This window comes from Rosistilla carotiformis, assembly GCF_007753095.1.
In the GTDB taxonomy this organism is placed as follows: Bacteria; Planctomycetota; Planctomycetia; order Pirellulales; family Pirellulaceae; genus Rosistilla; species Rosistilla carotiformis.
Genome location: NZ_CP036348.1, coordinates 4,439,104 through 4,462,466 on the forward strand (window position 1 = coordinate 4,439,104; position 23,363 = coordinate 4,462,466).

A 23,363-nucleotide genomic window follows, 5' to 3' on the forward strand; every position below is an offset into this window, starting at 1 on the left:
GGGCATTTGATCTTTTTGACAACGGACCATGTCAAAAATAATTTAGCCCCTCCAGACACCCACTCCAAACAGCAGCATTCGGCTGTTACGATGGGGCGGTCCGTGTCGGTTTAATTGCAATCAATGGAGTGATTCAAGCCCTTGGTCGCTTTTGAATTCAGCTTGCTGCTGGATCGTCGGACCGCCGAAGCCAAATTCTTTTTTCCACTCACAAATACACTTTACTGAGACACTTATGAAAGCAGTCGCCGTCACGCCTGGAAAGCCTAACAGCGTCCATCTCGAAGATATTCCCATGCCAAAGGTCTCCGATATTCCGGACGAAAAGGGAGTATTGGTTCGTGTGTTGAAAGTGGGCGTCGACGCGACCGACCGCGAGATCAACGACGCCTTGTACGGCAATGCGCCTCCCGGTTTCGAATACCTGGTCCTCGGTCACGAATCGTTTGGCGTGGTCGAAGCGGTTGGGGCGAACGTCCGTCGGTTTAAGCCTGGCGATTACGTGACAGCGACCGTTCGCCGTCCGGGGGGATCGATCTACGATCAGATCGGCACCTACGACATGACGAGCGAAGAGACCTATTACGAGCGCGGGATCAACCTGCGACACGGTTTCTTGACCGAGTACTTTGTCGACGCCGAAGATTACATCGTTCGCGTTCCTCAAGGTCTGAAGCACTTGCACGTGCTGATGGAACCGATGAGCTGCGCTGCCAAGGCGGTTCACCAAGCCTACGAAGCCCAACGCCGGATGAAGGTCTGGCGTCCCGAGGTGGCTTACGTTCTGGGAAGCGGTCAGATCGGCCTGCTGACCACGCTGATCTTGAAGCTGCGCGGCCTGGATGTCTACACGATCGCTCGCGGCGAAGCGCCGAACTTGAAGAGCGAGATCGTGACCGGGATGGAAGCGAAGTACATCAGCACCAAGCAGACTCCGTTGGAGGAGTTGGTCAAGCAGACGGGCAAGCCGGAGTTGATCGTCGACGCGACCGGCAGCAGCCAGTTGGCCTTCGATGCGATGAAGCACTTGGGCCACAACGGCGTCTTGGTTTGGACCAGCATCACCGGCGGCGACAAGACGCACACCTTGCCGACCGACCAAATCAACATCAACTGGGTTCTTGGCAACAAGTTGTTAGTCGGCAGCGTGAACGCCAACCGCGATCACTTCGAGATGGGCATCCGCGACCTGGCGTTGGGTGAGATGATGTTCCCAAGCGTGCTGGAAAAGATCCTCACCAGCCCCGTCGACGGCCTGGACAACTACAAAGAGATGATGCGTCTGTTGGTCGAAGATGCCGACGCGTTGAAGGTCTACGTCAACGTGGCCGACGAATAGTCGCGGCGGGAGTACGGCTCGAACTTTGGCCCACTCAGTACACCCTCCCGGCAAAGCCGGGAGGGTCGAGAAACGAGCCTTCAGCGAGTTTCTCGGGGAGGGCTCATCTCCTGGGTCAAACAACCCAGATTCACCGCGAGAACTCCCCTCCCCGAACCACGCTTCGCTGGTTCGACCCTCCCCCGCAAACTGCGATTGGGGAGGGTAAATCGCGATACAAACTCACCCGCCCGGCGAAGCAGGGAGGGTCGAGAAACAAGCGTTTAGCGAGTTTCTCGGGGAGGGCTCATACCCTGGATCAAACAACACGGATTCACCGCGCGAACTCCCCTCCCCGAACGACGCTTCGCTCGTTCGACCCTCCCCCGCAAACTGCGTTTGGGGAGGGTGAAGTGCGCGACCAATTCACCCTCCCGGCAAAGCCGGGAGGGTCGAGAAACGAGCCTTCAGCGCGTTTCTCGGGGAGGGCTCATACCCTGGATCAAACAACCCAGATTCACCGCGAGAACGCCCCTCCCCGAACGCCGCTTCGCTCGTTCGACCCTCCCCCATAAACTGCGTTTGGGGGAGGGTAAATCGCGATACCAATTCACCCGCCCGGCGAAGCAGGGAGGGTCGAGAAACAAGCGTTTAGCGAGTTTCTCGGGGAGGGTTCGCTCCTGATATCGAGCAACCCGGATTAACCTAACGTACGCGATTCCGTGGCGGGTTCGACCCTCCCTCAGCGAGCTTCTGGGCGTTAATATGTAGGCCGTCGATGGCGTCCCTCGCTGATGTGCAGGCATCGCGCCCCGTCGACGAGGCTCGATTAAATAACTCATCTCCTCCCACAAGAGCACCTTCTTATGTGTCGCTTACTGTCGGTTGCGGTTCTCTGTTTTCTCTCTTGCTGCATCCCAGCAGCACTCTTCGCCCAAGCGGGCTCGCCGGCTGTCGAACCGGTCATCGCGGCGGCGTCGAGCGAAGGGGAACAGGCGATCGCTGGCTTCAAGAAGCCCGACGGTTGGACGGCGACACTTGTGGCGGCCGAACCGGAGGTGGCTAACATCGTCGCGTTTGACATCGATCGCAAGGGGCGGTTTTGGGTGTGCGAATCGTTCCGCCAAGACATTGGCGTGACCGACAATCGCGGCCATGACAACAAATGGTTGCGAGCCGATCTGGCGGCGCAGAATGTTCAGGATCGGATCGACTACCACAAGCGACTGTTGGGCGATCAAGCGATCACCTACGAACAGCAAGACGATCGAATTCGGTTGCTGCAAGATACGACGGGCGACGGAAAGTTGGACAAGTCGACAGTTTTTGCCAGCGGATTTAACGGGATCGAAGAGGGGACCGGAGCGGGCGTGTTGGCGGTCGAAGACGATGTCTATTACACCTGCATTCCCAAACTGTGGAAATTGAACGACCTCAATGGCGATGGGCAATCCGATCAGCGGACCGCTCTGGCCGACGGGTTTGGCGTCCGCGTCGCCTTTCGCGGCCACGACATGCACGGTTTGATCCGTGGCCCCGACGGACGGATCTACTTCAGCATCGGCGACCGCGGCTACAACGTGCAGACCGCCGAAGGGAACCATCTGTTTGATCCGGGCAGCGGGGCGATCTTCCGCTGTGAACTGGACGGTTCGGATCTGGAGGTCTTTGCCACCGGGCTCCGCAACCCGCAGGAACTCGCCTTCGACGAATATGGCAACCTGTTCACCGGCGACAACAATTCCGACAGCGGCGACCGGGCGCGGTGGGTCTACATCGTCCAAGGTGGCGACACCGGCTGGCGGATGAATTACCAATATTATGGCGACCGCGGACCGTTCAATCGCGAGAAGATCTGGCATCCGTTCCATGAAGAACAGCCGGCTTACATCGTGCCGCCGATCGCCAACTTTGCCGATGGTCCGTCGGGGCTAACCTACTATCCCGGCACCGGTCTGAGCGACGATTGGAAAGGGCGATTCCTGTTGGCCGATTTCCGAGGGACGCCGGCAAACAGTGGCATCCGCACCTTCCGCGTGAAACCGAAGGGAGCGTTCTTTGAGCTCGTCGACGATCAGCAACCGCTGTGGAGCATTCTGGCGACCGACGTCGCGTTCGGACCCGATGGCGGGATCTACGTCAGCGACTGGGTCGACGGTTGGGTCGGGCAGGGGAAGGGACGGATCTACCGCTTCGCCGATCCCGAGTACTCCGAATCGGAAATCGTAAAAGAAGTCCAGTCGCTGTTGGCTGGCGACTGGAACGCTTTGGAGGAAGGCCGGTTAGTCGCTCTGTTAGGGCATGCCGATCAACGCGTGCGGCTCGCGGCTCAGTGGCAACTGGCCGCGCGATCGGATGCCGAAGCATTCCGCCGCGTGATCCAAGACCCTACGCTTTCGACGGTCCATCGCCTGCATGGCGTCTGGGGCCTCGGACAGATTGCTCGTGGCGAAGGCCTTTCGGCTGATCTGATTCAGGCGATCGAACCCTTGGTCGTCGACGGCGATCCCTATCTGCGCGCCGCCGGAGCCGACCTGCTTGGCTCGCTTCCCAACCATACCGTTTCTCGGCACTTGCGCGATGCGATCGACGACCAGGACGATCGCGTCAAATATTTTGCCGCGATGGCCGTCGGTAGTCTTCGCGACAGCGAATCGTTCGACGCGATCGTGCGGATGTTGGAACGGAACAACAACCAGGATCCGATCCTTCGCCACGGCGGAATCATGGCCCTCTCGCAAATCGCCAGCAGTTCACAGATTGCCGAACTGAAGGATCACCCGAATCGATCGGTCCGCCGCGCCGCAGTCGTTGCTCTGCGTCGGCAAGCGTCGCCGCTGACCGCTGAATTTTTGAGCGACTACGAACCGATGGTCGCTCTGGAAGCCGCCCGCGCGATCAACGATCTGCCGATCGCCGAGGCTCTTCCCGCGTTGGCCGATCAAATCGCGCGGCCGACCGATGACGACGCGTTGATGCGGCGTGTGTTGAACGCCAACTTCCGCATCGGCAGCAACGATCGCCTGGTAGCCGTCGCTGGCTACGCCGCCGAACCATCGGCCAGCGAATCGTTGCGGTTGGAAGCGTTGGAGATGTTGTCGCAGTGGAAGCAGCCCGACGCGTTGGACCGCGTGATCAATCATTGGCGTCCGATGAAGCCGCGTCCCGATGCGGAAGTCGCCGCGGCGGTGACCGACCAATTGTCGCGGCTGCTGTCGGCGCCGGAGCCGATCGCAAATCGAGCGATCGAGTTGGCGGCGGAGTTGGAAATCGCCGAGATCGCTCCGCAATTGATCTCTCGCCTTTCGGACGAATCGATCGACGTGCAGACCCGCGCCGCAGCGATGCTGGCGCTGGCAAAGCTGGATCCCAAGGGAGCCCCTGGATTTGCCGGCAGCGCTCTGGCAGCGGACCAGCCCGAGTTGCGGATCGCCGCGCTCCGCGTGTTGGCAAAACTGGAGGCTGGCAATTTGATGCCCGCACTGCGCGACGCGATCGCATCGAAAAATCCGACTGAACGCCAGGTCGCTTGGGATCTTTTGGCGGCCAACGAATCAGCCGAAGCGACGCACCAGATCGAAGACGGATTGCAGCAGTACATCGATGGCAAGCTGCCGGAGGATGTTTGGCTGAACGTCGTCGAAGCGGCCAAGGGACGTGTGAACCCATCGCTTGCCAGCGATCTGGCGGCGGCTGAAGCGCGTTGGGCTCAGGAGGACGCCTTGGCCAGCTACCGCGCTTCACTGGTCGGCGGCGATCGCATCGCGGGTGAAAAGCTGTTCTTTGAAAAGACGGAACTCTCCTGCGTTCGCTGTCACCGCGTTCATCGGCAAGGTGGCCAAGTCGGCCCGGTCTTGACGACAATCGGAGCCCAACGCGATCGCAAATACCTGCTCGAAGCGATCGTCCGGCCCGACGCGGCGATCGCCAAAGGCTTCGAGACGGCAGTCATCGCCGACGACCTGGGCCAGGTTTTCACTGGCATCATCCGGGACGAGACCGATGACGAAGTCCGGTTGATGAAAGCCGATGGCAGCGAGGTGACGATCCCAACCGAAGAAATCGTGGCTCGCCGCCGCGGCAAATCGGCGATGCCCGAGGACCTCGTGAAACAGATGACGCCGCGCGAGATCCGCGATCTGGTCGCCTACCTGGAAAGTTTGAAAGTCGATCCGCGCGCCAGCGGCAATGAAATCGAATGAGTTTTGTGGGAGGGCAGATCCCAACGATGATGAATTTTGTTCGTGTCGAAGTGCCACGGGGGGAATGATTGTGCGATGATACTTCCCTTCTGCAACTCGATAGGGACCTACCTGTGAACATTTCAAGACGCCACTTCAATGCCGCGATCGCTGCGGCGGGACTTTCGACCACTACGACTCCTGGATTCGCGGACGCTCCGAAACCGGCGCCGCTGCGAGTCATCTCGTACAACGTTTTGGTCTGCAGAGGCTGGCCGAAGACGCGCCGCTTGGCGAAGCTTGCCGTGAAGAAGGGACAGATGGCGGATCGATTGGCGTTGGAACTGGCGCTGCATGATCCGGACGTCGTCAACTTTTCGGAATCGCCCAGCGAAGCGATCACTCAGGCGGTCGCTGAAAAGTTGGGGATGCATCACGTGCGATTCCCCAGCGGCGGCAATTGGCCAGGAATGTTGTTGAGCCGATTCCCGATTGCACATTCGCAGAACGCACCGCTCGGCGGGCCGCGTCCCAAGGATCTGTTCACGCGTCATTGGGGACGGGCTGAACTACAGACCTCCGACGGCGCACCCTTGATCGTCCATTCGGCGCATCTCTTCCCCGGCGCCGATCCGGCGGTGCGGTTGAAGGAGATCCGCACCATGCTGGCGTCGATGAAAAGCGACTTCGACGCCGGGCGGTCGATGCTGTTGATCGGCGACCTGAATCACGGTCCCGATACCGACGAGTACAAGCTTTGGATCGACGCCGGCTGGATCGATACCTTTGCCGCCGTCGGCGAAGGGGAAGGGCTGACCTTCACGGCTGACAACCCGCGGTATCGGATCGATTACGTGATGGCCGCCGGTCCGATCGCACAACGGATCACCGAGTCGCGGCCGCTGCTGGAAGGGGCGTTCCGCGTCGATAGCCAAGATCCCGAGTCGTTTGCACTCAGCGATCACATTCCCCAACTGGCCGTCTTCGGCGACAAACCGTAGCGCCGCTCGGGTAAACCTTAAGAACGCCAATCGCATCGCCGAAACGTTGTCATTGACAGTCAGCGTGCGACGGGTGACAATCGACAACCTAATGAGATACATTCTCATTAGCGACGTCTAGAAAGCCCAGCCAGCCAACGTACTTGTAGCCAGCTCCAACGGGTTCGCATCATCACCTACTGCCGCTGAGTCTACCAATGTCCGATCTGTATCGCTTCTCGCTCCCTCTGGGGATTCTTGTTTCCTTTGCCGCCGTGATCGATGTGGTCGCCGCGCCGCCGAGTTGGCCGGAGTTTCAAAACGGCGGGCAGGCGGTTGCTGCGGAAGTGAATCTGCCGACGCATTGGGCCCCGGATCAAAACATCGCTTGGACCGCCGATATCGTCGGCTACGGCCAATCCGCTCCCATCGTGGCTCACGACCAGATCGTCGTCACGTCGACCAGCGGCGAAAACAAGGACGACTACCACGTGTCGGCTTTCGATTTCGGTAGTGGCGATCTGCGATGGCAGGTCGACCTGAAGAACCCATCTCCCTTTAAAAACACGCCGATGGTCAGCCGAGCCGCTCCGACAGCCATCGCGACCGACACCGGCTACATCGCCTTTTTCGAAGGAGGCGCATTGATCGCGTTGTCCCCCGAAGGGAAAACGCTGTGGCAGAAAGACCTGGTGGCGGAGTATGGCAAGATCGAAGCGCGGCACGGTTTGTCCGCTTCTTTGGAACAGAACGACAGCTTGGTTTTTGTATGGGTTGAACGGGGCGAAGAGCCTTACATTTTGGCACTCAACAAAACCGATGGCGAAGTGGTTTGGAAGGCTCCCGGTGTCGGTTCGACCTCGTGGGCATCGCCTCGCTTGATTCCCGTTGGTTCATCGCACCATTTGGTCTGCAGCGCCAGTGGCAAGATCGTCGGACTCGATCCCGCCAGTGGCGAACGGTTGTGGGAATTCGACGAGATCTCCAATAACACCTCCTGCACTCCGATGCCGGTCGGCGACGGACAGTTCTTGATCGGTGCTTCGGATGGACGAGGCGAGACCGCCGCCGGGGCTGCGGCAGCATCGAACGGACTGATCGAAATCAGCAAGGGAGACGATGGCAAGTTCACCGCCGCCTACAAGTGGCAAGCGAAAAAAGCGACTTCCACTTTCGGAAGCCCCGTCGTTGCCGGGGATACCGCGGCGATCGTCAACCGCACTGGAGTCCTGTATCGGTTGGACCTGCAGACCGGCGATCAGGTCTCGATTGCTCGGACCGCCGCCGGTGGCATCTGGGCGACGCCGATCGTTTCCGGAGACCAGATCTATCTGTTTGGCAACAAGGGAACGACCTCGGTCGTCTCGTTGACCGACGGCAAAGAGATCGCCAGCAATCGCTGCTGGGATGCAGAAGCCGAATCGGGCGAAGGCGTTCGCAGCGGCAGCGTTTTGTACGCCGCCGCCGCCGCATCGCCGTATTTAATTCTCCGCCGCGGCGACAAGCTGTACGCGATCTCGGCGGGAGATGAATAGGTTCGCCACGTCCCACGATATTGCGTGAGATGGAAAGTAGGTTCGCCAGGCGCCACGACGTTGCGTGACGCGGATTAGCGAATTGGTGAGCCAGCGTGACAGCCGCCGCGGGGGCGGCTGAGAGAACGCCAGCAACGGGTTACATGTTGATTTCGTAACCCTTGCGATCTTCACGCGACAAGAACGAATTGGCTTGATCATCGCCAACGATCTCGCGTTTTGCGGGATCCCATTTCAGTTCGCGATCCAAACGCATCGCGATGTTCGAGAGGTGGCAGATCTCGAGCATCCGGTTGTGCGACCAGACGTCGGAGATCGGTTGTTTCCGCGACTTCATCGCATCGATAAAGTTGGCGGTGTGGTTCTCGCTGACCGGGCCGCCGTAGACCTCTTCGATCGCTCCCTCGGGCAACGGATTTTCCTTCAGTGCTTCAACGGGAGCACCGACGATCTTGCCGCGATTGACGAAGAACCGGCCTTCGGTCCCTTCGAACAGGATGCCGTTGTCGCCAGCGCTGTTGATCAGCATCTCGACATCGTTAGGCATGTCGACGCGGATCTTAAAGCTGGTCGCGGTGTTGTATTGGTCGTGGACCACAGGGTTGCCGTCTTTGTATTCGACGGGCAGGCTGTATTCCAACGGCGTGATCTTGCTGGGGCCGGTGTCGCTGGCTCCAAGCGCCCAACAGGCGATGTCGACGTGGTGAGCGCCCCAGTCGGTCAGTTTACCGCCGGAGTATTCGTGCCAGTTACGGAACGAGTAGTGGCAGTTGCTGTACAACGGAACGCCGCCGCCGTAACCCTTTCGCATTTCGGGCAGAGCGCGGTAGTCGACTTTAGGTGCTGGGCCGAGCCAGAAATCCCAATCGATTTCCTTTGGCACTTCCGCGACCGGGATTACCGGAGACGCAACCATGCCGCCGATGCCACAGGTCACTTTCTTGACCGTGCCGATCCGCCCCGCTTTGACCAATGCGATCGCTTGCAGGAACCGCTGTCCCGATTCGGTCCGCTGCATCGTGCCAACTTGGAAGACGCGGCCGGTATCTTTGACGACCTTCTCGATCAATTTGCCTTCGGCGATCGTCAGCGTCAGCGGCTTCTCGCAGTAGACATCCTTGCCGGCATACATCGCTTCGACCGAGATCTTGGTGTGCCAGTGATCCGGAGTCGCGATCATCACCGCGTCGATGTCTTTGCGATCCAGGATCGCGCGATAGTCTTTGTAGGCGTCGGGTTTCTTCTTTTGCTTCTCCGTCGCCTTTTCAACGTTGGCACCCAGGACGTTCGAATCGACATCGGCCAGAGCGGCGAAGTCGGCGAATTTGAACGACTTGTTGGTGATTCCCCAACCTTGGTTTCGCAGGCCGATCGTCGCGAAGACGGGGCGTTCGTTGGGCGATTGCAAGGCGAAGGCGCGGTTGGCCGAAGGGGCGACGAAGGCTGCGGCACCGGCTGCTGCGGTTCCCTGCAGGAAGCGACGGCGCGAGGTTGTTTTGGGAGATACAGACATGAGGTAAATCCTTATGGAGTCATTGATTTTTTAACAGTTTTCCAGCGTCAGCGTGGCGGCGGGCACCCTTGATGCGTCAGCATTGGCTCGCCAGCCGCCAAAAGCGTTTTTTTATGCAGGCCTAATAATAACCAAGATCGGCCCCTGCTGCACGATCGTCAGCTTTTACCCTCCATTCCCTCTCGGAAAATCGAGATCGGTATCGGTTGTGCGACGTAAATCACGCGCCGATCGCCCTTGCGGGGATCGGGTTCCCCGGGACAGTGGAATCCAATTGCCGGCGTGGCAACGGAAGCGACGGGGCCGGCGAATCGATGACTGACCAAAGACTGGAGATGTCGTACAAGTCTCGGTATGATGATCGATCCGACACTCCCTTGATTGGACGTCGTCGCCGTTGACCAAAGTCATCCCCCGATCCCACCTTCGCACTCCTCCTGCCATGAATACCTCGAACAGCAACATCAACCGCCGGGGCTGGATCCAAGCCAGTTTGGCGGCTGCCTCGGTCGCGTCGATGCCCGCTCCTCTGTTCGCCCAGTCCGAACCGGAACGGGAGGCGGACGTCGTGATCATCGGCGGTGGCCTTGGCGGATGTGCCGCAGCGATCGCCGCGCTTCGCAGTGGTGTTAAAGTGGTCATGACCGAACCGACCGAATGGATCGGTGGCCAGTTGACGAGCCAAGCGGTCCCGCCAGACGAGAACGCCCGAATCGAAACGAACGGTGCGAATCAGTCGTATCGCCATTTCCGCTCGCAGATTCGCCAGTACTATCGCGATCACTATCCGTTGACCGACGCCGCCCGCGCCAACCCGCGACTGAACCCCGGCAACGGGAACGTTTCAAAGCTGTGCTGCGAACCGCGGGTGGCGTTAGCCGTCCTGGAACAATGGCTGATGCCCTACGAGCAATCGGGGCAGTTGGTCGTCTTGCGAAACCATGTGCCGACGGCCGCCGATGTCGATGGTGACCGCGTGTCGGCGGTGAGTGTACGCAGCGTGAAGACCGGTGAAGCGACGGTCTTGCGCGGCAAGTATTTCATCGATGCGTCGGAGCTTGGCGATCTGCTGCCGTTGACCCAAACCGAGTTTGTCACCGGAGCGGAAGCGCAGTCAGAGACCCACGAGATGCACGCGGCGGCGGTCGCCGATCCGAACAACCAGCAGGCGTTCACCGTCTGCTTTGCGATCGATCATCTGGCGGGTGAGAACCACACGATCGATCGCCCCGAAGAATATCGATTCTGGCGCGATTACGTTCCTCAATTGTCTCCGCCTTGGCCGGGCAAGCTGCTCGACTTCACCTACACCCACCCACCGACGGGCGTTCCCAAAAAGCTGGGCTTTGATCCGGCGGGAGGCAAGTCGGTCGATGGTGCATTGAACCTCTGGACCTATCGCCGGATCATCGACGCGACGCTGTTTGAACCGGGGCATTTCGCCGGCGATATCAGTTTGATCAATTGGCCGCAGAACGATTACCTGCTGGGCAATCTGGTGGGTGTGACCGAGGAGCAGGCCGCGCAGCACGTCGCCCGGGCGAAACAGCTGAGCCTATCGCTGCTGTATTGGTTGCAGACCGAAGCGCCGCGCCGCGACGGCGGAACCGGCTTCCCGGGGCTGCGATTGCGAGGCGATCTCGTCGGTACCGAAGACGGCTTGGCCATGGCGCCGTATGTGCGCGAGTCGCGGCGGATTCGAGCGGAGTTTACGGTGCTAGAAGAGCACGTCGGACGAGAGCAGCGAGCGGCCGTCAGTGGGAAATCGATCAAGAGCGTGAAGGCTGCCCGTTTCGACGATTCCGTCGGTATCGGCAGCTATCCGATCGATTTGCACCCGAGCACCGCCGGCAACAACTACATCGATTTCGCATCGCTGCAATTTCAAGTTCCACTCGGGGCGCTGCTGCCCGTTCGGATGCGCAATCTGATTCCCGCCTGCAAGAATATCGGCACGACACACGTCACCAACGGCTGCTATCGCCTGCATCCGGTCGAATGGGGAATCGGCGAAGCGGCCGGGGCTCTAGTCGCTCACGCGATGCAAACTCATCAGACGCCTCACGCGATTCGAGCGAACCCAAAACGGCTGGCCGACTTTCAAAACCAGATCCGCAAGCAAGGGATTGCAACCGAGTGGACGTAAGAAGCGGACAGAAAGCCAGGGTTTGGGGCGGCACCGCATTCTTAAAAACTCAGTTGTCTTTTCGTCTGGCTCTTTTAGAACTGGATGCTTGGCTGAAGTGCTCCAGTCGCTCTCTCCGCACCACAGGCCGGAGGCCGACATAGGAACTGCCGGCGGCGTAAGCCGCCGGTATGTGGCGATTAACAAAATCTCAGGCCGCAGGCCGACACATGAACTGCCGGCGGCGTAAGCCGCCGGTAGCGGCAGCACCACAAATCCCTAGGCCGCAGGCCGACACATGGATGTATTCCTTCTGTCGGCCTCCGGCCTAGCATAACGTTCCACCTCGGGCACCGGCGGCTCACGCCGCCGGCACTAGATTTGTCGGCCTCCGGCCTGGGAGGCCCCCTCTGGTTGGTAGCGGTATGCGTTGGACAAAAAGATCCCTAGGCCGCAGGCCGACACACGATCTGCCGGCGGCGTAAGCCGCCGGTACCGGCAGCACCATAAATCCCATAGGCCGCAGGCCGACACATGGATGTATTCCTTCTGTCGGCCTCCGGCCTAGCATAACGTTCCACCTCGGGCACCGGCGGCTCACGCCGCCGGCACTAGATTTGTCGGCCTACGGCCTTAGATGCGGGCGCAATTAGCGGACACAAAGCCTCTGGTGGGATCGGCGATCGTTAGGGCTTAGTTTGTCGCAGCGGTTTCCAATCGGGATAGACCGGTCGGTCCTCGGTGTTTCTTCCCGCTTTGTTGCCCGACGGTGCCGGGGGAGCGGAATCGAGGATGGCCTGCAATTGGTGGCGGGCGGCGGTCTGGGCCTCTTGGGCGGGCTTGTCCGATAGGTCGTTTCGCTCTTCCAGATCCTTGGCCGGTTCATAGAAGCGTCCGTCGCGGTAGAGTTTGTATTGGGCGGTTCGGGCGAACTGTCCGGGAACCTTGTTCCAGTAGGGTTCGTAGTGGCAGAACACCGAATCGCGTGGCTGGCCGACTTCGCCGCGAAGCTGAGGCAAGAAGCTGCGTCCGTCGATCGGATCGTCCTGCCCCAACGAAACTCCCGCCGTTGCGGCGAGCGTCGGATAGATGTCGGTGAAGTCGACGAGATCGTCGACGACGTTTCCGACCGCGGTATGCCCTCGCCAATAGGCGACCAAGGGGACGTGGGTTCCCATGTCGGTCATGCCCCCTTTGCCTCCGCGGATCGTCTGCCCGTTCCACTGCGACCGAATTGCCGTGTGGGTGCCATTATCCGAAGTGAATAGGATCAGGGTGTTGTCCGCGATTCCCAACGCTTCGGTTTTGGCGACGATCCGGCCGACGATCTTGTCCATGTAATGAACCATCGCCTGAAAGTTTTCCTTCTTCTGTTTGCGAAGTCGGTTTCCGGCCTGCGAGCGGTCGCGGTCGCCAATGGTGTCGGGAGTGGGGACAAATGGATTGTGAACCAACACCATCGGATAGTAGGCGAAGAAGGGTTCGTCTCGGTTGCGGGCCATGAAGTCGCACAGGAAATCGCAGAACAGATCGGGGCCATACTTGCCGTTGTTTTCTTCCGCACTGATGAACCGCCCGTTCTGTTCGATCGGAGGACTCCAAAAACGTTCGCTCTGGGAATCGACGGTCCGTGTCAGTTGCCACAACGCGTATTCGTCGAATCCCAACTGATTGGGGCGCGTGGCATCGTCGTGACCGGGCAGTTCGTTATACAGCCCATTCAATTGCCACTTTCCGGCAACCGCGGTCTTGTACCCCGCATCGCGCAGCAGATTTGCAACCGTCTTTTCCTGTGGATTCAGGTAACCGAAGTGGGTGTAGTTTCGGAAGTTGTATTTCCCGGACATGATCATCACGCGCGATGTCGTGCAGATCGGAGTCGAATAGCAATGGGAGAACCGAACGCCCCGAGCGGCCATCGCGTCGATGTGAGGCGTTTGATAATCCTCCGCTCCGTAGCAACCAAACGCTTCCCAGCTGACGTCATCCGCCATGATCAACACGATATTCGGTCGCTCCGCGGCGTGGAGGGAAACCGACAGATTTAGGATGACAAGCGAAAGCAAGCGGAACGCGATTTTCATGGTTTCCCTATCGTTGTCCAGGGGAACGTGGATGTGACCAGCCGACGGAGTGCACGATGAATATACCACCATCGCCATGGCATGACGTCCGCCGGCCGATCCCTGTTTCCAACCACTGGCATCAATCGTAGATCAAAATCGCCGACGCGGTGGTATCGACGTCGCATGTGGCGCGAACCCAGTAGGCGCTGAAGCCGGTGGGGAACTGGTGCTTCACCGATTGGCCCGATTTTAATTCGAACGCGCGGTAGGGAATCCAACATCCCGTGCCATCGACATCGACTTCCAAAGCGATCGTCGCGTCGGTGGTCGTTGTCAATTCGATCTGCTTGTTGTCGTAGCCGGTCATTAGATAGGGATCCGACGGCTGGCCAGCGCTCACAGGGCTGTTCTTCCACGGTCCGCCAATGCCCCGCGGCTTGCCGAGCTTCCACAGGTCATCAACCACGCCCGCCCAAACCGCAGCGCGGCCGTCGTCGCTGCGGAAGATGTGCTCACTTTGGGCATCGCTATCGATCCCCGTGAACAACAGCAAACCGTTGTGCGAACAGAAATCGTGGATCGCGAGATTGTGCGTCGCGACCGGGCGAATCTTGGCGAGTCCCTGGGCGTTCTTCGCGGGCAATTCGTAAAACGTGCCATGAACATTTAACAGATCGCGTTCGGTCGCCACCTCGCGACAAACGCGGGCCAGTCCAAACGAAGCGCTGTGGTCGCGTTGAATGTTGGGCCGGTCGGCAAACAACGCCACTTCGGTCACTCGCATGTAGCCGTTTGTTGGCGAGAACAAGCGAATATGTTGTGCCGTCACCGGTTCGCTTAAGGAGACTTCACACTGCAGTTGCAGGTTCCCGCGGACCTTGCCATCGGGAAGCGTCGTCCATTGATCGCCTTGCTTGATTTGGATGTCAAAATCGCGAACCACTAAGTCGGCGCTGTTGTTCCATCCGGTCACCACCCAGACATTTTGGAAGGTCTTCGCCTCGCCGAGATCCAGTTCCAACCAGTTCGATCCTTCTCCCGATCGCCCCACCCAACGGTTGTCGTCGGCAAGACTGCCATCGACCGCCCCTTGAGCCTGGTAGTCGGCGTGCACCGAACTTGCGGTCGCCTTGGCGTTGAGCGAAAGGCTGTTGGAAAGGATATCGGCGAGCGTGACATTCGCCGCAATCTTCGTGGACGCCGCATCGCCGGTGGCATACAGGTCGTTTTTCGGCAACCGGTACCGCTTTCCATCTTCGACGATCACAATCGAAGCTTCGTCCGACGTATAGGCACCCGCTGGCTGAGCGACGTTTGAAATCAGCTTTTGCGCCGCAACGGGATCGTCGACGGCGACAAGCTGCATCTTCTGATTCAGTTCGTAGTACTGGATGTCTTTCCCACTGGGCTGCGACGATGCAGCCAAGCCCAGCCGATCGTGCGACAGGCTTCGCATCAGGCCATAGTGGGTCGGCTGGCCAGCGGCCGGAGCTAGCCCCGCGAACATGGCGTCGTTGCTTGCGTCGCGGGAGTCGCGGTTGCGATATTGAAAGTTCGCCGTGACCGACGATGCAGCTTGCCGGCTGGTCAATCGGATCCACGCGCCACGGGCATCGTCGTCGAAAACGATCGAGACCGCTTCGCCCGCCGGAACGGTAACGTCTCGCAATGCGGTCCATTGGTCGTTCCCTTGTCGATCGACTTCCAGTTTAAACGTCACCGCGTCATCCGAGGCGTGATTCAAATGCAGTTGACGAAAATCGTAACCGGCAAACAGATAGGGATCGCTGACCGTGCCGGCGGCGACATCGTCGCGCAACCAGACCGAACCGCGTCCGATCGGCGGTCCCAAGTGGTCCAGTCGATCGGAATCGACGAACCATAGATTGGAATTGGATTCTTTGGGGGCTCCGTTCTTGGCTTTGAAATCCCGCGTGTTCATGAACTCCGCTGCCGCGGAGTCATCGCAGCCAAAGACCACTTTGTCGTTCCAGCGGCAGAAGTCGCCGATCACTTTCAAGTAGTTCGATCGGGGCGCGATACCCGCTGAATTCTGCTTCGAAAACGTCGCGGGGAACCGCCAGAAGGTGCCGTGCATCGTCGCCAGCAGATCTTGTTCGCCGATCTCCCGAATCCGTGGCCACTCGGTATTCCACCCATGCGAACCGTCATAGCTATGGCTGCCTTTGGGCAGTCGATAGAAATGCCATTGTTGATTTTCCAGCAGCCCCAACAGGATCGATCGCGCGTCCCAACCCAACGTCCAAACCGGATCGCTTTGAGGATTCGGATTGCCGTGGATTCCTCCTGGCCCGGTCAGCTCGGTGAACTGATTCCGCCGAACCATCTGCCAGTCTCCTTCGCCGAACCACTGGGCCAACGCCCCCGACTCAATGGTCGGATCACGGCTGACATCGCGATGCCGTTCGCCGTTGTTGGCGTACAGCAACCGGCCCTGGCTGGAGTACAACCCTTTGCCGTGGTAGCCCGGCAATTTGGAAAGGCTTCCCACCTCGGGAGCTCCGCCGTTGCCATCGCGAAGCAGGCACTTCACCTCCAGCGTATCGACGTCGACTTCATAAAGTCCCTCTTCCATCGTGGCGTAGTAGACTTTGCCTGCCGGATCGACCAAGTGCCGCGCATTGCCCGTCAGCCGCCCGAACATTTTAGTCGGCGGAAGCACGCGGACGTTGCGATCGGCATCGATCACGTAGGGACCGATCAGCAATTGATTGGATTCACGATGAATCATGCGGTTCGCCGGAGTTCCTCCCACGCTGTCGGGAAAGATGATCTGCTGAAGATCGGCAGTGATCTCATACAGCTTGTCGGACGATCCGTTGGGGCGGTGCGGGGCATAGGTGACGCACCACAGTCGGCCCTGCCACGGCACGACCGCTCCGGTGCCGCATTCCCCTTCGTTGTTCCACATCGTCAGATGCGGATAGACGCCGGAGACCGAGATCGGTGGGTCCGCAAAAACCGTGGTCCAGCTGAACAGCAGCACCAGCATTGTCAAGAGCGTTCGAATGGTTGAGGGCATAGAGAAGATCTTGTATCAGGAATGGTTGGGGGTGTTAGAAAGTTCGTCGGACGCGATGAAGGTGCGGTCGCGGTGGTGTTCACGCTTTTATAAGAGGCGTATGACGGGCGGGCAAACGCATGCGAATACCAGGATCGTCTAGGAGCTCTCAGAGGTCACGCCACCGCCGCCGCGCGTTCTCCGCGACAACCGTGGCGACGACCAGTGTGTCAAAGCTTACTTGTTGCCCCAACCAATCGCAAAACACGACTTCAAATTCATGGGGTTCGGTTTGACAATTTCTGCCGCTGGTGTGGCACTTGCGTGGAAGCCCAGCCGACGTTTGATGCTTGCGAATCTGCGGGTTCCTCTGTCCATAAAACCGACACTTTCGAAGCATTCCACGGGGCCTGAAACAGGCAACACAAACCGCATGAACTGGCACGCGACTTGCATTTTAGCCAAGGCAAAGGGTCATGGCTGTCAAAATGACCTCTCCACAAATTTCACATCATCAAAAGGAGGAAGGCAATGTCTCGCACAATGACACGTCCAAATGAAAGTGGAAATGTGAGTCGGTTGTACGACGATCCCTTTCAATCATTGGAAAGCCGCATGAACCAGCTGTTCCGTGGCGTGATGGATTCTGTCGGAAATGGGGATGCGGGTTTGGGAGTCTATCCAGTTGACGTCGACGAAGATGACAATGCGATCACAATCGAAGCCGAGCTTCCCGGTTTCAAACGGGATGAAATCGATGTGCTTGTCGAAAATGGCGTGCTGACGATCAAAGCGGAACGACAGCCCAAAGAGAATGACAGCAGTCGAAAGCGTCACATGTCCGAACGTCGCTACACCCGCGTGCAACGGGCCTTCACGCTCCCTCGCACGGTCGACGGTAGCGATGTCGAAGCCAGCTTGGATGGCGGCGTGTTGACGTTGACACTGAAAAAGACCGAGGAGAGTAAGCCACGTAAGATCGAGATTCGCACAAACGAATGATCGATTGGCACGTCCGTCCCCGAAAGGTCTCACCGCCGAGCGGATCTCCGCTTGGCGGTTTCTTTTGACACCGCAAGCGATCAAGGGAGACGTCCAACCGTCGATTTTTGCAGACGTTGGGGCGACCAACGATTCGGAGCGTTTTAAGCAAAGCGAAGGCGTCGATCCTGCGTCCAATCATCAGGACGGAACCTGTCGTCATGGCAATGATGCGGCGGCGATGATGCTCCTGTTCGACGGACTGTCCGACTCTGGCCCCCGTTGTTACGGCGCGTTGTAGAGGATCGGCATTTGGCCTTTCCAGCGACTCCAAGTGCTCTCATCGCAAATCAATTCGGCCATAAAGTGTGCTACGTTGATCCGGCTCGATTTGCCTGCGTTAAAGATGGCGCTGCGGGTTGGTGACTGATGAAGGTCATACTGGCTAACTTCCGTTTCGTTGATAAGCGTATCGGGACGGACGACAACCCACTGGAGCATCGGGTTGATTTGCCCGATGGCGGTTCGCAGGTGATCCGCCGCTAATTCGTTGTCGCGATGGGGAGGGATGGTTCGTCGCAGCAGGCCCAAAACGCAGCGCTCCGCAAACGAAATGGGTTCGTCGAGATCGCGGTTGGAATTGCCTGCGGTGTTCATGAGGACGAACTTCGTCGGAGAGTTCGAGCCGTTTTCCATGACGCCGCGACACAACCGTTGCGTTGCTTGAGTCACCAGTCGCCGCGGAGGGCCAAAGATCCCTTTAAGCGTCAGATTGTGACCGAGGCATGACGCCACGGCCTCGCAGCCATGGACCCAGTCGGCGATATCGCGATCCGACGCGTCGCAAACTTCAGCCTCAACCAGCGACAGATGCGGGTGATCCGTCAAGGCTGCGCGGGCTTTTGAGCGGGACCGAACGATCGCGCGAACCTGTTGGCCACGGAGTAACAATTGTTCGACAAGGAGTCTTCCGGTGGCGCCGGTCGCTCCCATGACAAGGGTCGTCATCGATAGTTCTTTCAGCAAAACAGAGATGCAAGAAGCCCGTTGGTTCGTTCCCTTTGCAACCGTCCCGGAAGCAAGCGACGCAGCATTTGCACCGCAACGTGTCCCGATTCGGGCAGAACGGTCTTAGGATGTGCCCAGACCATGCGTCCGCACCAAACCTTTGCGACCAATGGGAACTGCCGATGCGCGATTTCCATCGCGGAACGGACGATTATTAGGGCCGATACGCACGAACGCGATATGAAATCGTATTCGCAATCAAAACGATGGGTGAGATCACTGGGATTGAATCGGTGGATGCAGGGCATTCCGATACCGTATCGGACGCTCGACCCGTCATCCCAATCCCCCGCGATCGATGACGAGCGTCGATGGAAGCCCGTTGAACCGAATCAGGGGTGCCAGCGGAAGATCGGACGCCAGCCGAGCGTTTGCTAGCGACATGCCGCTCCGCGCACAAAAAAACCAGCGGTTCAAGGCTTTAGAGCCTGAAACGCTGGTGAAGATAGTCAAAGTGCCCCCACTAGGACTCGAACCTAGGACCCTACGATTAAAAGTCGTATGCTCTGCCGACTGAGCTATAGGGGCTGCCAGAAACAGTCGTTGACGCGTCGTTTAAGACGCGACCGTTTCGGGAACGGTATCTTCTACAAAATGTCGAATTTGTTAAAGGGGGTGGGCGGTTTTTCCGCCAGATGATTTCAAATTGATTGGCTGGAAATCGTTATCATCGGCACCAAAGGTGCGGATTCAACCCGCGAGTCAAATGAAAGACATCGCCCCGACCAGCTGGGTGCGCATAAAAACACGGTGGAACGCAAAATTTGCGTTCCACCGTGGCGTTTAATCACCCAAGGATGGAACTTCGTCAGGCCCCACACCCGAATCGGTCCCAGTTTCCGCGTCAGAAAAGCATCCTACCTTTCGTCCGGCTTGTGAGATATCGGCGCGCCAACTTGCATTATGCAAACATTAAATCGGCATTCTTCCCGAAGCCTCGAAATAGATGCCCTATTGCACCCGTTGATAGCGATGCAGCGGTTGTATCGATGATGCCAGGCGCCGCGACCGACACCAATCGGCTAGCCCTCAACACCGCACCGAAGCGACGCTAGCCAAACCGTGTTGGATGGATGCCGGTAAACGTGGCGGCGATTGCGACCCCGCCTACAAAGGCTTGGGGCCAATCGCCGTCAACCGATCTTCGGACCGCAACAACAAGTAGCCTTGGGTGTAAGCGGGTGTCGCTTGGACGTTGCCGTGCAGGTCGGCCGAACCAAGCTTTTCGTATTCCTTGCTCGCTCGCAAAACCGTCGCCTTGCCATCCATATCGATCGTCAACAGTTTGTCGCCAACCACGATGGGAGAGGAGGAGATGGTGCCGCCGATGCGTCGCGTCCAATGCGATTCGCCTGTCTTCACGTCGCTGCACGACGCGACACCATTGTCCGCGCAGGTAAACAGCATGTCGTCGACGACGACGGGAGTCGGAACATAAGGCGCCGACCGCTCCATCCGATAAACTTCCGTCGGCTCAGCTCCAGGCCGAACCGCCACCAGGTGATTGCCTCCCCCACCGCTGCCCGCGGTTCCAAGCACCAGATCTCCCGCGACCACAGGACTGCTGCAGCATCGCGAGCGGAAGGCTTTCAAATTCCACAGCATCTCGCCCGTTTTCGGGTCGAGACCGAACAAGCCGTTGCCGGTGTTGGCGTCGATCAATTGGGCCGCCCCGCCATCGGGTTGATAGACACAAGGTGTCCCGTAGCAAACGTTGGTCGTCTCCAGCGGTGTCTCCCACGCGATTTGCCCGGTCTGTCGGTTCAACGCGACCATCTTGCTCTCGCCCGCGGTCTCGCCGGGCTTCAGTTGCCGGGCCTGCTGCGAATCGAACACAACCACCAGCTCGCCGTACAGCATCGGCGACGTCGCAAATCCATGCTGACTCTGCCAACGCCCCAGATCACGCTGCCAAACCAGTTCGCCATCGTGTGTCAGACAACTGACCGTCGTATGTTCCGGCTCCGACCAAGCGACGTAGACAAACTTTTCGTCGCAACAGGGAGTGCTGGCCGCAAACCGATTCCGCTTGTGCAAATGATGCGGCACCGAGTCGAAGCTCTTGTCCCATAGCTGCTTTCCGCTGGTCAGCTGATAGGCCACAACATGCCGAAGGGCCGTCTTCGGATCGGCTGCCAGCAGGAAGACTCGCTCGCCCCAAGCGACGGGCGAACTGATCCCGCCACCGGGCAGATCGACGGACCAAGACTCGTCTTGGGCGGTCCAGGAATCGGGGATCTTGCCGTCGGCGACATACCCAGAGCCATTGGGGCCGCGAAACCGCGTCCAGTCCTGGGCACTGGAATTGGAGCTACCCCAGGTTGCGAGTACCAAGCTGGAAACCAGTAGACAAAGGCAGGAGGACAAACGGATCATCGGAACCTCGGCAGCAGCAGTGGCTGCGGAAAGCGTTTAGGTAGGCAAGATGGAGGGGCAATACGTCGAGGAAGTATTGTATCGCAATTCTCCTCAAACGTGGTGCCAAAATTTACCGGCTGTCCGTTTCGTGTCGGCCGATGTGCGAAATATGCCAGGTCGTGGCGGGGGCCCGTCCGTAAGCGACTACTGCGCCGTGATGCCGTAAGGAAACGGATCCCCAGGCTGGGCGATAAACCGTGTTTCCCCGTAGACATACGCTTCGCCAACGATCCTCGGAACGATGCGATTGTCGGCGTCGGGGCAGTACGAAGCGGTAAAGCGGCTGCCGATGATGCTCTCCTGGATCCAAGGCACCTCGGGATCCAATTTCCCATCGGCGGCCAAACAGGCGAGCTTGGCGCTGGTCCCCGTTCCGCAAGGCGATCGATCGTAAGCACCGCCGGAGCATAAGACGAAGTTGCGACTGTGGGCGTCGGCGACCGACGGAGGTCCGAAGAGTTCGATGTGGTCGATCTCCGCCCCGTCGACTCCGGTGATCTTTGCCGCCACCAGGGCGCTGCGAATCCGTCGCGCGACGTCTGACAATCGATCGATATTTTCTGGCATCACCGGTACCGGCGACGATTCGACAAGATAGAACCAGTTGCCGCCCCAGGCGATGTCGCCGCGGACGGTTCCGATCCCAGGGACTTCGACCGATACCGATTTACGCAAACGGTAGCTTGGAACGTTTTCGATGGCGACGCGGTTGGGACTAATCAATTCGATGGCGATGATCCCGACCGGAGTTTCCAAAAGATGCCGCCCCGGCGCGATCCGTCCCAGATAGGCCAGCGTCGCCGCGACGCCGATCGCCCCATGGCCACACATTCCCAAGTAGCCACGGTTATTGAAGAAGATCACGGCGGCCGCACAACGGGAATCGCTCGGCTCGCATAACAACGCTCCGACCATCGCATCGAAGCCACGCGGTTCGGCCAACATCATCGTTCGAAAATGATCGGCTTCGCAACCAAAGCGTTCCACCCGCTGCGGCAACGGGCCGTCGCCCAGATCGGGGCCACCTTCGACCACCACACGCGTCGGTTCGCCTCCGGTGTGCGAATCGATCACTCGGATTGCAGCAGCGTCAACGTTCATTGCTTCGCGCCAGGCCAGTGGTTCCACCAACTCTTGAACAGCTTCCACTGGTCGTGGATCCACGCCCGCTGACTGTCGCTGAGCGCGTCGTGGGAATTGAAGTGATGCTCGTACTCCGAATCCCCTTCCAACACCATCAGATATTTGTAGTACAGGACCAGATCGGGCCCTTCGTCGAACTTCGACAGCACCGCCATCGCGTCGTCCAGTTCCAAAGCCAATCGCCGCGCTTCGACATCCCCCGCCGCAGCCAAGCGGCACAGTTCGATTAGCCGAAGGACTTGTTTTGGAAGCGCGTTCCCGACCCCCGTGATCGCCCCGACGGCGCCACAGCGAACGAATCCATGAAAAACCTGGGTGTCGACACCCACCATCAAGGCGAGCTCGGAATTGCCGCTGGTGATATGTTCCGCGGCATAGCTGAGCGATTCGGCGCCGCCAAACTCTTTGAATCCGACCAGATTCGGGTGTTCGCGACGGAGTTCAAAAAACAGATCCGCTCGCGTCTGGAACCCGTAATACGGACTGTTATAGATGACCGCCGGCAATCGATCCGCTGAGCGAAGGATATCGGCAAAGTGATGCCGCTGAGCCGCCGCGGAGCTGCCACGCGACAAAACGCGTGGGATCAGCATCAATCCGGCCGCGCCAACGGCTTGAGCATGGGCGGCGTGCGCGGCGGCGAGTTTGGGATTTTGAGCCCCGGTGCCGACGACCACGGGCACACCCGCTGAGGCCAGTCGCTTCACTCCTTCTTGACGCTGCAGATCGGTCAACAGAGGCCAGTCTCCCATCGACCCGCAATAGACGACCGCACACATTCCTGCGTCGAGCAATTGATGCCCTTTGCGGACCAAGGCGTCGAAGTCGGGATTGCCCGCGGAATCGCAGGGGGTCATCAACGCCGGCATGCAGCCACAAAATAGATCTCGACCACGATTCACCGTCATCTCTCCCAAAGGGCATGCTCGCTGCGTCTCGAACGCTTCAACGCTCAAGCTTTAAACGCCGGATGATTGTAACTCGCCAAATCCGTTTTGACCGCATGCCGCGAC

14 protein-coding genes and 1 tRNA gene are annotated in these 23,363 nt (G+C 59.0%); 7 read left to right on the forward strand and 8 right to left on the reverse strand.

Going from position 1 to position 23,363, the window contains the following annotated elements; all coding sequences use genetic code 11:
* Positions 1 to 235: 235 nt before the first annotated feature.
* From Poly24_RS16080 to Poly24_RS16095, 4 genes are all read left to right on the forward strand, one after another.
* On the forward strand, positions 236 to 1,339 hold the full coding sequence (locus tag Poly24_RS16080) for a glucose 1-dehydrogenase (RefSeq protein ID WP_145097466.1): 1,104 nt from the start codon (positions 236 to 238) through the stop codon (positions 1,337 to 1,339).
* Between the two features lie 845 nt (positions 1,340 to 2,184).
* On the forward strand, positions 2,185 to 5,520 hold the full coding sequence (locus tag Poly24_RS16085) for a PVC-type heme-binding CxxCH protein (RefSeq protein WP_145097469.1): 3,336 nt from the start codon (positions 2,185 to 2,187) through the stop codon (positions 5,518 to 5,520).
* Positions 5,521 to 5,633: 113 nt separating this feature from the next.
* Entirely contained in the window at positions 5,634 to 6,500 is an 867-nt protein-coding gene (locus Poly24_RS16090) for an endonuclease/exonuclease/phosphatase family protein (RefSeq protein WP_145097472.1), read from the forward strand.
* 197 nt (positions 6,501 to 6,697) lie between these two features.
* The gene (locus tag Poly24_RS16095) at positions 6,698 to 8,014 is read left to right on the forward strand and encodes an outer membrane protein assembly factor BamB family protein (protein WP_145097475.1); all 1,317 of its coding nucleotides are present in this window, start codon (positions 6,698 to 6,700) and stop codon (positions 8,012 to 8,014) included.
* A gap of 139 nt (positions 8,015 to 8,153) precedes the next feature.
* Here the strand turns inward: Poly24_RS16095 and Poly24_RS16100 are convergent, their stop codons facing one another.
* Positions 8,154 to 9,527 carry a Gfo/Idh/MocA family protein gene (locus Poly24_RS16100; protein WP_145097478.1) on the reverse strand — a complete coding sequence of 458 codons (1,374 nt, stop codon included), beginning with the start codon at positions 9,525 to 9,527 and terminating at the stop codon, positions 8,154 to 8,156.
* 442 nt (positions 9,528 to 9,969) lie between these two features.
* Here Poly24_RS16100 and Poly24_RS16105 point away from each other — a divergent pair, with 442 nt between their 5' ends.
* Positions 9,970 to 11,673 carry an FAD-dependent oxidoreductase gene (locus Poly24_RS16105; RefSeq protein ID WP_197451954.1) on the forward strand — a complete coding sequence of 568 codons (1,704 nt, stop codon included), beginning with the start codon at positions 9,970 to 9,972 and terminating at the stop codon, positions 11,671 to 11,673.
* A gap of 665 nt (positions 11,674 to 12,338) precedes the next feature.
* On the opposite strand, the gene Poly24_RS16110 is transcribed toward Poly24_RS16105, so the two are convergent.
* Both Poly24_RS16110 and Poly24_RS16115 read right to left on the reverse strand, forming a co-directional pair.
* A complete protein-coding gene (locus tag Poly24_RS16110; RefSeq protein WP_145097481.1) occupies positions 12,339 to 13,736 on the reverse strand; it encodes a sulfatase-like hydrolase/transferase in 1,398 nt (465 codons plus the stop codon).
* Positions 13,737 to 13,857: 121 nt separating this feature from the next.
* A complete protein-coding gene (locus Poly24_RS16115) occupies positions 13,858 to 16,761 on the reverse strand; it encodes a discoidin domain-containing protein (protein WP_197451955.1) in 2,904 nt (967 codons plus the stop codon).
* Positions 16,762 to 17,271: 510 nt separating this feature from the next.
* Between Poly24_RS16115 and Poly24_RS16120 the strand changes: the two genes are divergently transcribed.
* Positions 17,272 to 17,742 carry an Hsp20/alpha crystallin family protein gene (locus Poly24_RS16120; protein WP_145097484.1) on the forward strand — a complete coding sequence of 157 codons (471 nt, stop codon included), beginning with the start codon at positions 17,272 to 17,274 and terminating at the stop codon, positions 17,740 to 17,742.
* A 4-nt stretch (positions 17,743 to 17,746) separates the two neighbouring features.
* Complete coding sequence (locus Poly24_RS16125; protein ID WP_145097487.1) at positions 17,747 to 18,022, forward strand: hypothetical protein; 276 nt, start codon at positions 17,747 to 17,749, stop codon at positions 18,020 to 18,022.
* Here Poly24_RS16125 and Poly24_RS16130 read toward each other — a convergent pair.
* The 5 genes from Poly24_RS16130 to Poly24_RS16150 form a co-directional block, all read right to left on the reverse strand.
* Positions 18,007 to 18,729 carry an NAD(P)-dependent oxidoreductase gene (locus Poly24_RS16130; RefSeq protein ID WP_145097490.1) on the reverse strand — a complete coding sequence of 241 codons (723 nt, stop codon included), beginning with the start codon at positions 18,727 to 18,729 and terminating at the stop codon, positions 18,007 to 18,009. The two genes, Poly24_RS16125 and Poly24_RS16130, sit on opposite strands and share 16 nt — an antisense overlap.
* A 515-nt stretch (positions 18,730 to 19,244) precedes the next feature.
* Positions 19,245 to 19,317 (reverse strand) — tRNA-Lys (locus Poly24_RS16135).
* 579 nt (positions 19,318 to 19,896) lie between these two features.
* Positions 19,897 to 21,165 (reverse strand): PQQ-binding-like beta-propeller repeat protein, encoded by a 1,269-nt coding sequence (locus Poly24_RS16140; protein WP_145097493.1) that lies wholly within the window; start codon positions 21,163 to 21,165, stop codon positions 19,897 to 19,899.
* Positions 21,166 to 21,351: 186 nt separating this feature from the next.
* A complete protein-coding gene (locus tag Poly24_RS16145) occupies positions 21,352 to 22,308 on the reverse strand; it encodes a proline racemase family protein (protein ID WP_315852204.1) in 957 nt (318 codons plus the stop codon).
* Positions 22,305 to 23,252 carry a dihydrodipicolinate synthase family protein gene (locus Poly24_RS16150; protein WP_231753171.1) on the reverse strand — a complete coding sequence of 316 codons (948 nt, stop codon included), beginning with the start codon at positions 23,250 to 23,252 and terminating at the stop codon, positions 22,305 to 22,307. The genes Poly24_RS16145 and Poly24_RS16150 overlap by 4 nt, the downstream gene beginning before the upstream one ends.
* Positions 23,253 to 23,363 lie beyond the last annotated feature (111 nt).

What these genes read in the sequence shown, in the direction of transcription:
- Poly24_RS16080 (WP_145097466.1), top strand. Translation starts at nt 236, where the DNA reads ATGAAAGCAGTCGCCGTCACGCCTGGAAAGCCTAACAGCGTCCATCTC.
- Poly24_RS16085 (WP_145097469.1), top strand. Translation starts at nt 2,185, where the DNA reads ATGTGTCGCTTACTGTCGGTTGCGGTTCTCTGTTTTCTCTCTTGCTGC.
- Poly24_RS16095 (WP_145097475.1), top strand. Translation starts at nt 6,698, where the DNA reads ATGTCCGATCTGTATCGCTTCTCGCTCCCTCTGGGGATTCTTGTTTCC.
- Poly24_RS16100 (WP_145097478.1), bottom strand. Translation starts at nt 9,527, where the DNA reads ATGTCTGTATCTCCCAAAACAACCTCGCGCCGTCGCTTCCTGCAGGGA.
- Poly24_RS16105 (WP_197451954.1), top strand. Translation starts at nt 9,970, where the DNA reads ATGAATACCTCGAACAGCAACATCAACCGCCGGGGCTGGATCCAAGCC.
- Poly24_RS16110 (WP_145097481.1), bottom strand. Translation starts at nt 13,736, where the DNA reads ATGAAAATCGCGTTCCGCTTGCTTTCGCTTGTCATCCTAAATCTGTCG.
- Poly24_RS16115 (WP_197451955.1), bottom strand. Translation starts at nt 16,761, where the DNA reads ATGCCCTCAACCATTCGAACGCTCTTGACAATGCTGGTGCTGCTGTTC.
- Poly24_RS16120 (WP_145097484.1), top strand. Translation starts at nt 17,272, where the DNA reads ATGTCTCGCACAATGACACGTCCAAATGAAAGTGGAAATGTGAGTCGG.
- Poly24_RS16130 (WP_145097490.1), bottom strand. Translation starts at nt 18,729, where the DNA reads ATGACGACCCTTGTCATGGGAGCGACCGGCGCCACCGGAAGACTCCTT.
- Poly24_RS16140 (WP_145097493.1), bottom strand. Translation starts at nt 21,165, where the DNA reads ATGATCCGTTTGTCCTCCTGCCTTTGTCTACTGGTTTCCAGCTTGGTA.
- Poly24_RS16145 (WP_315852204.1), bottom strand. Translation starts at nt 22,308, where the DNA reads ATGAACGTTGACGCTGCTGCAATCCGAGTGATCGATTCGCACACCGGA.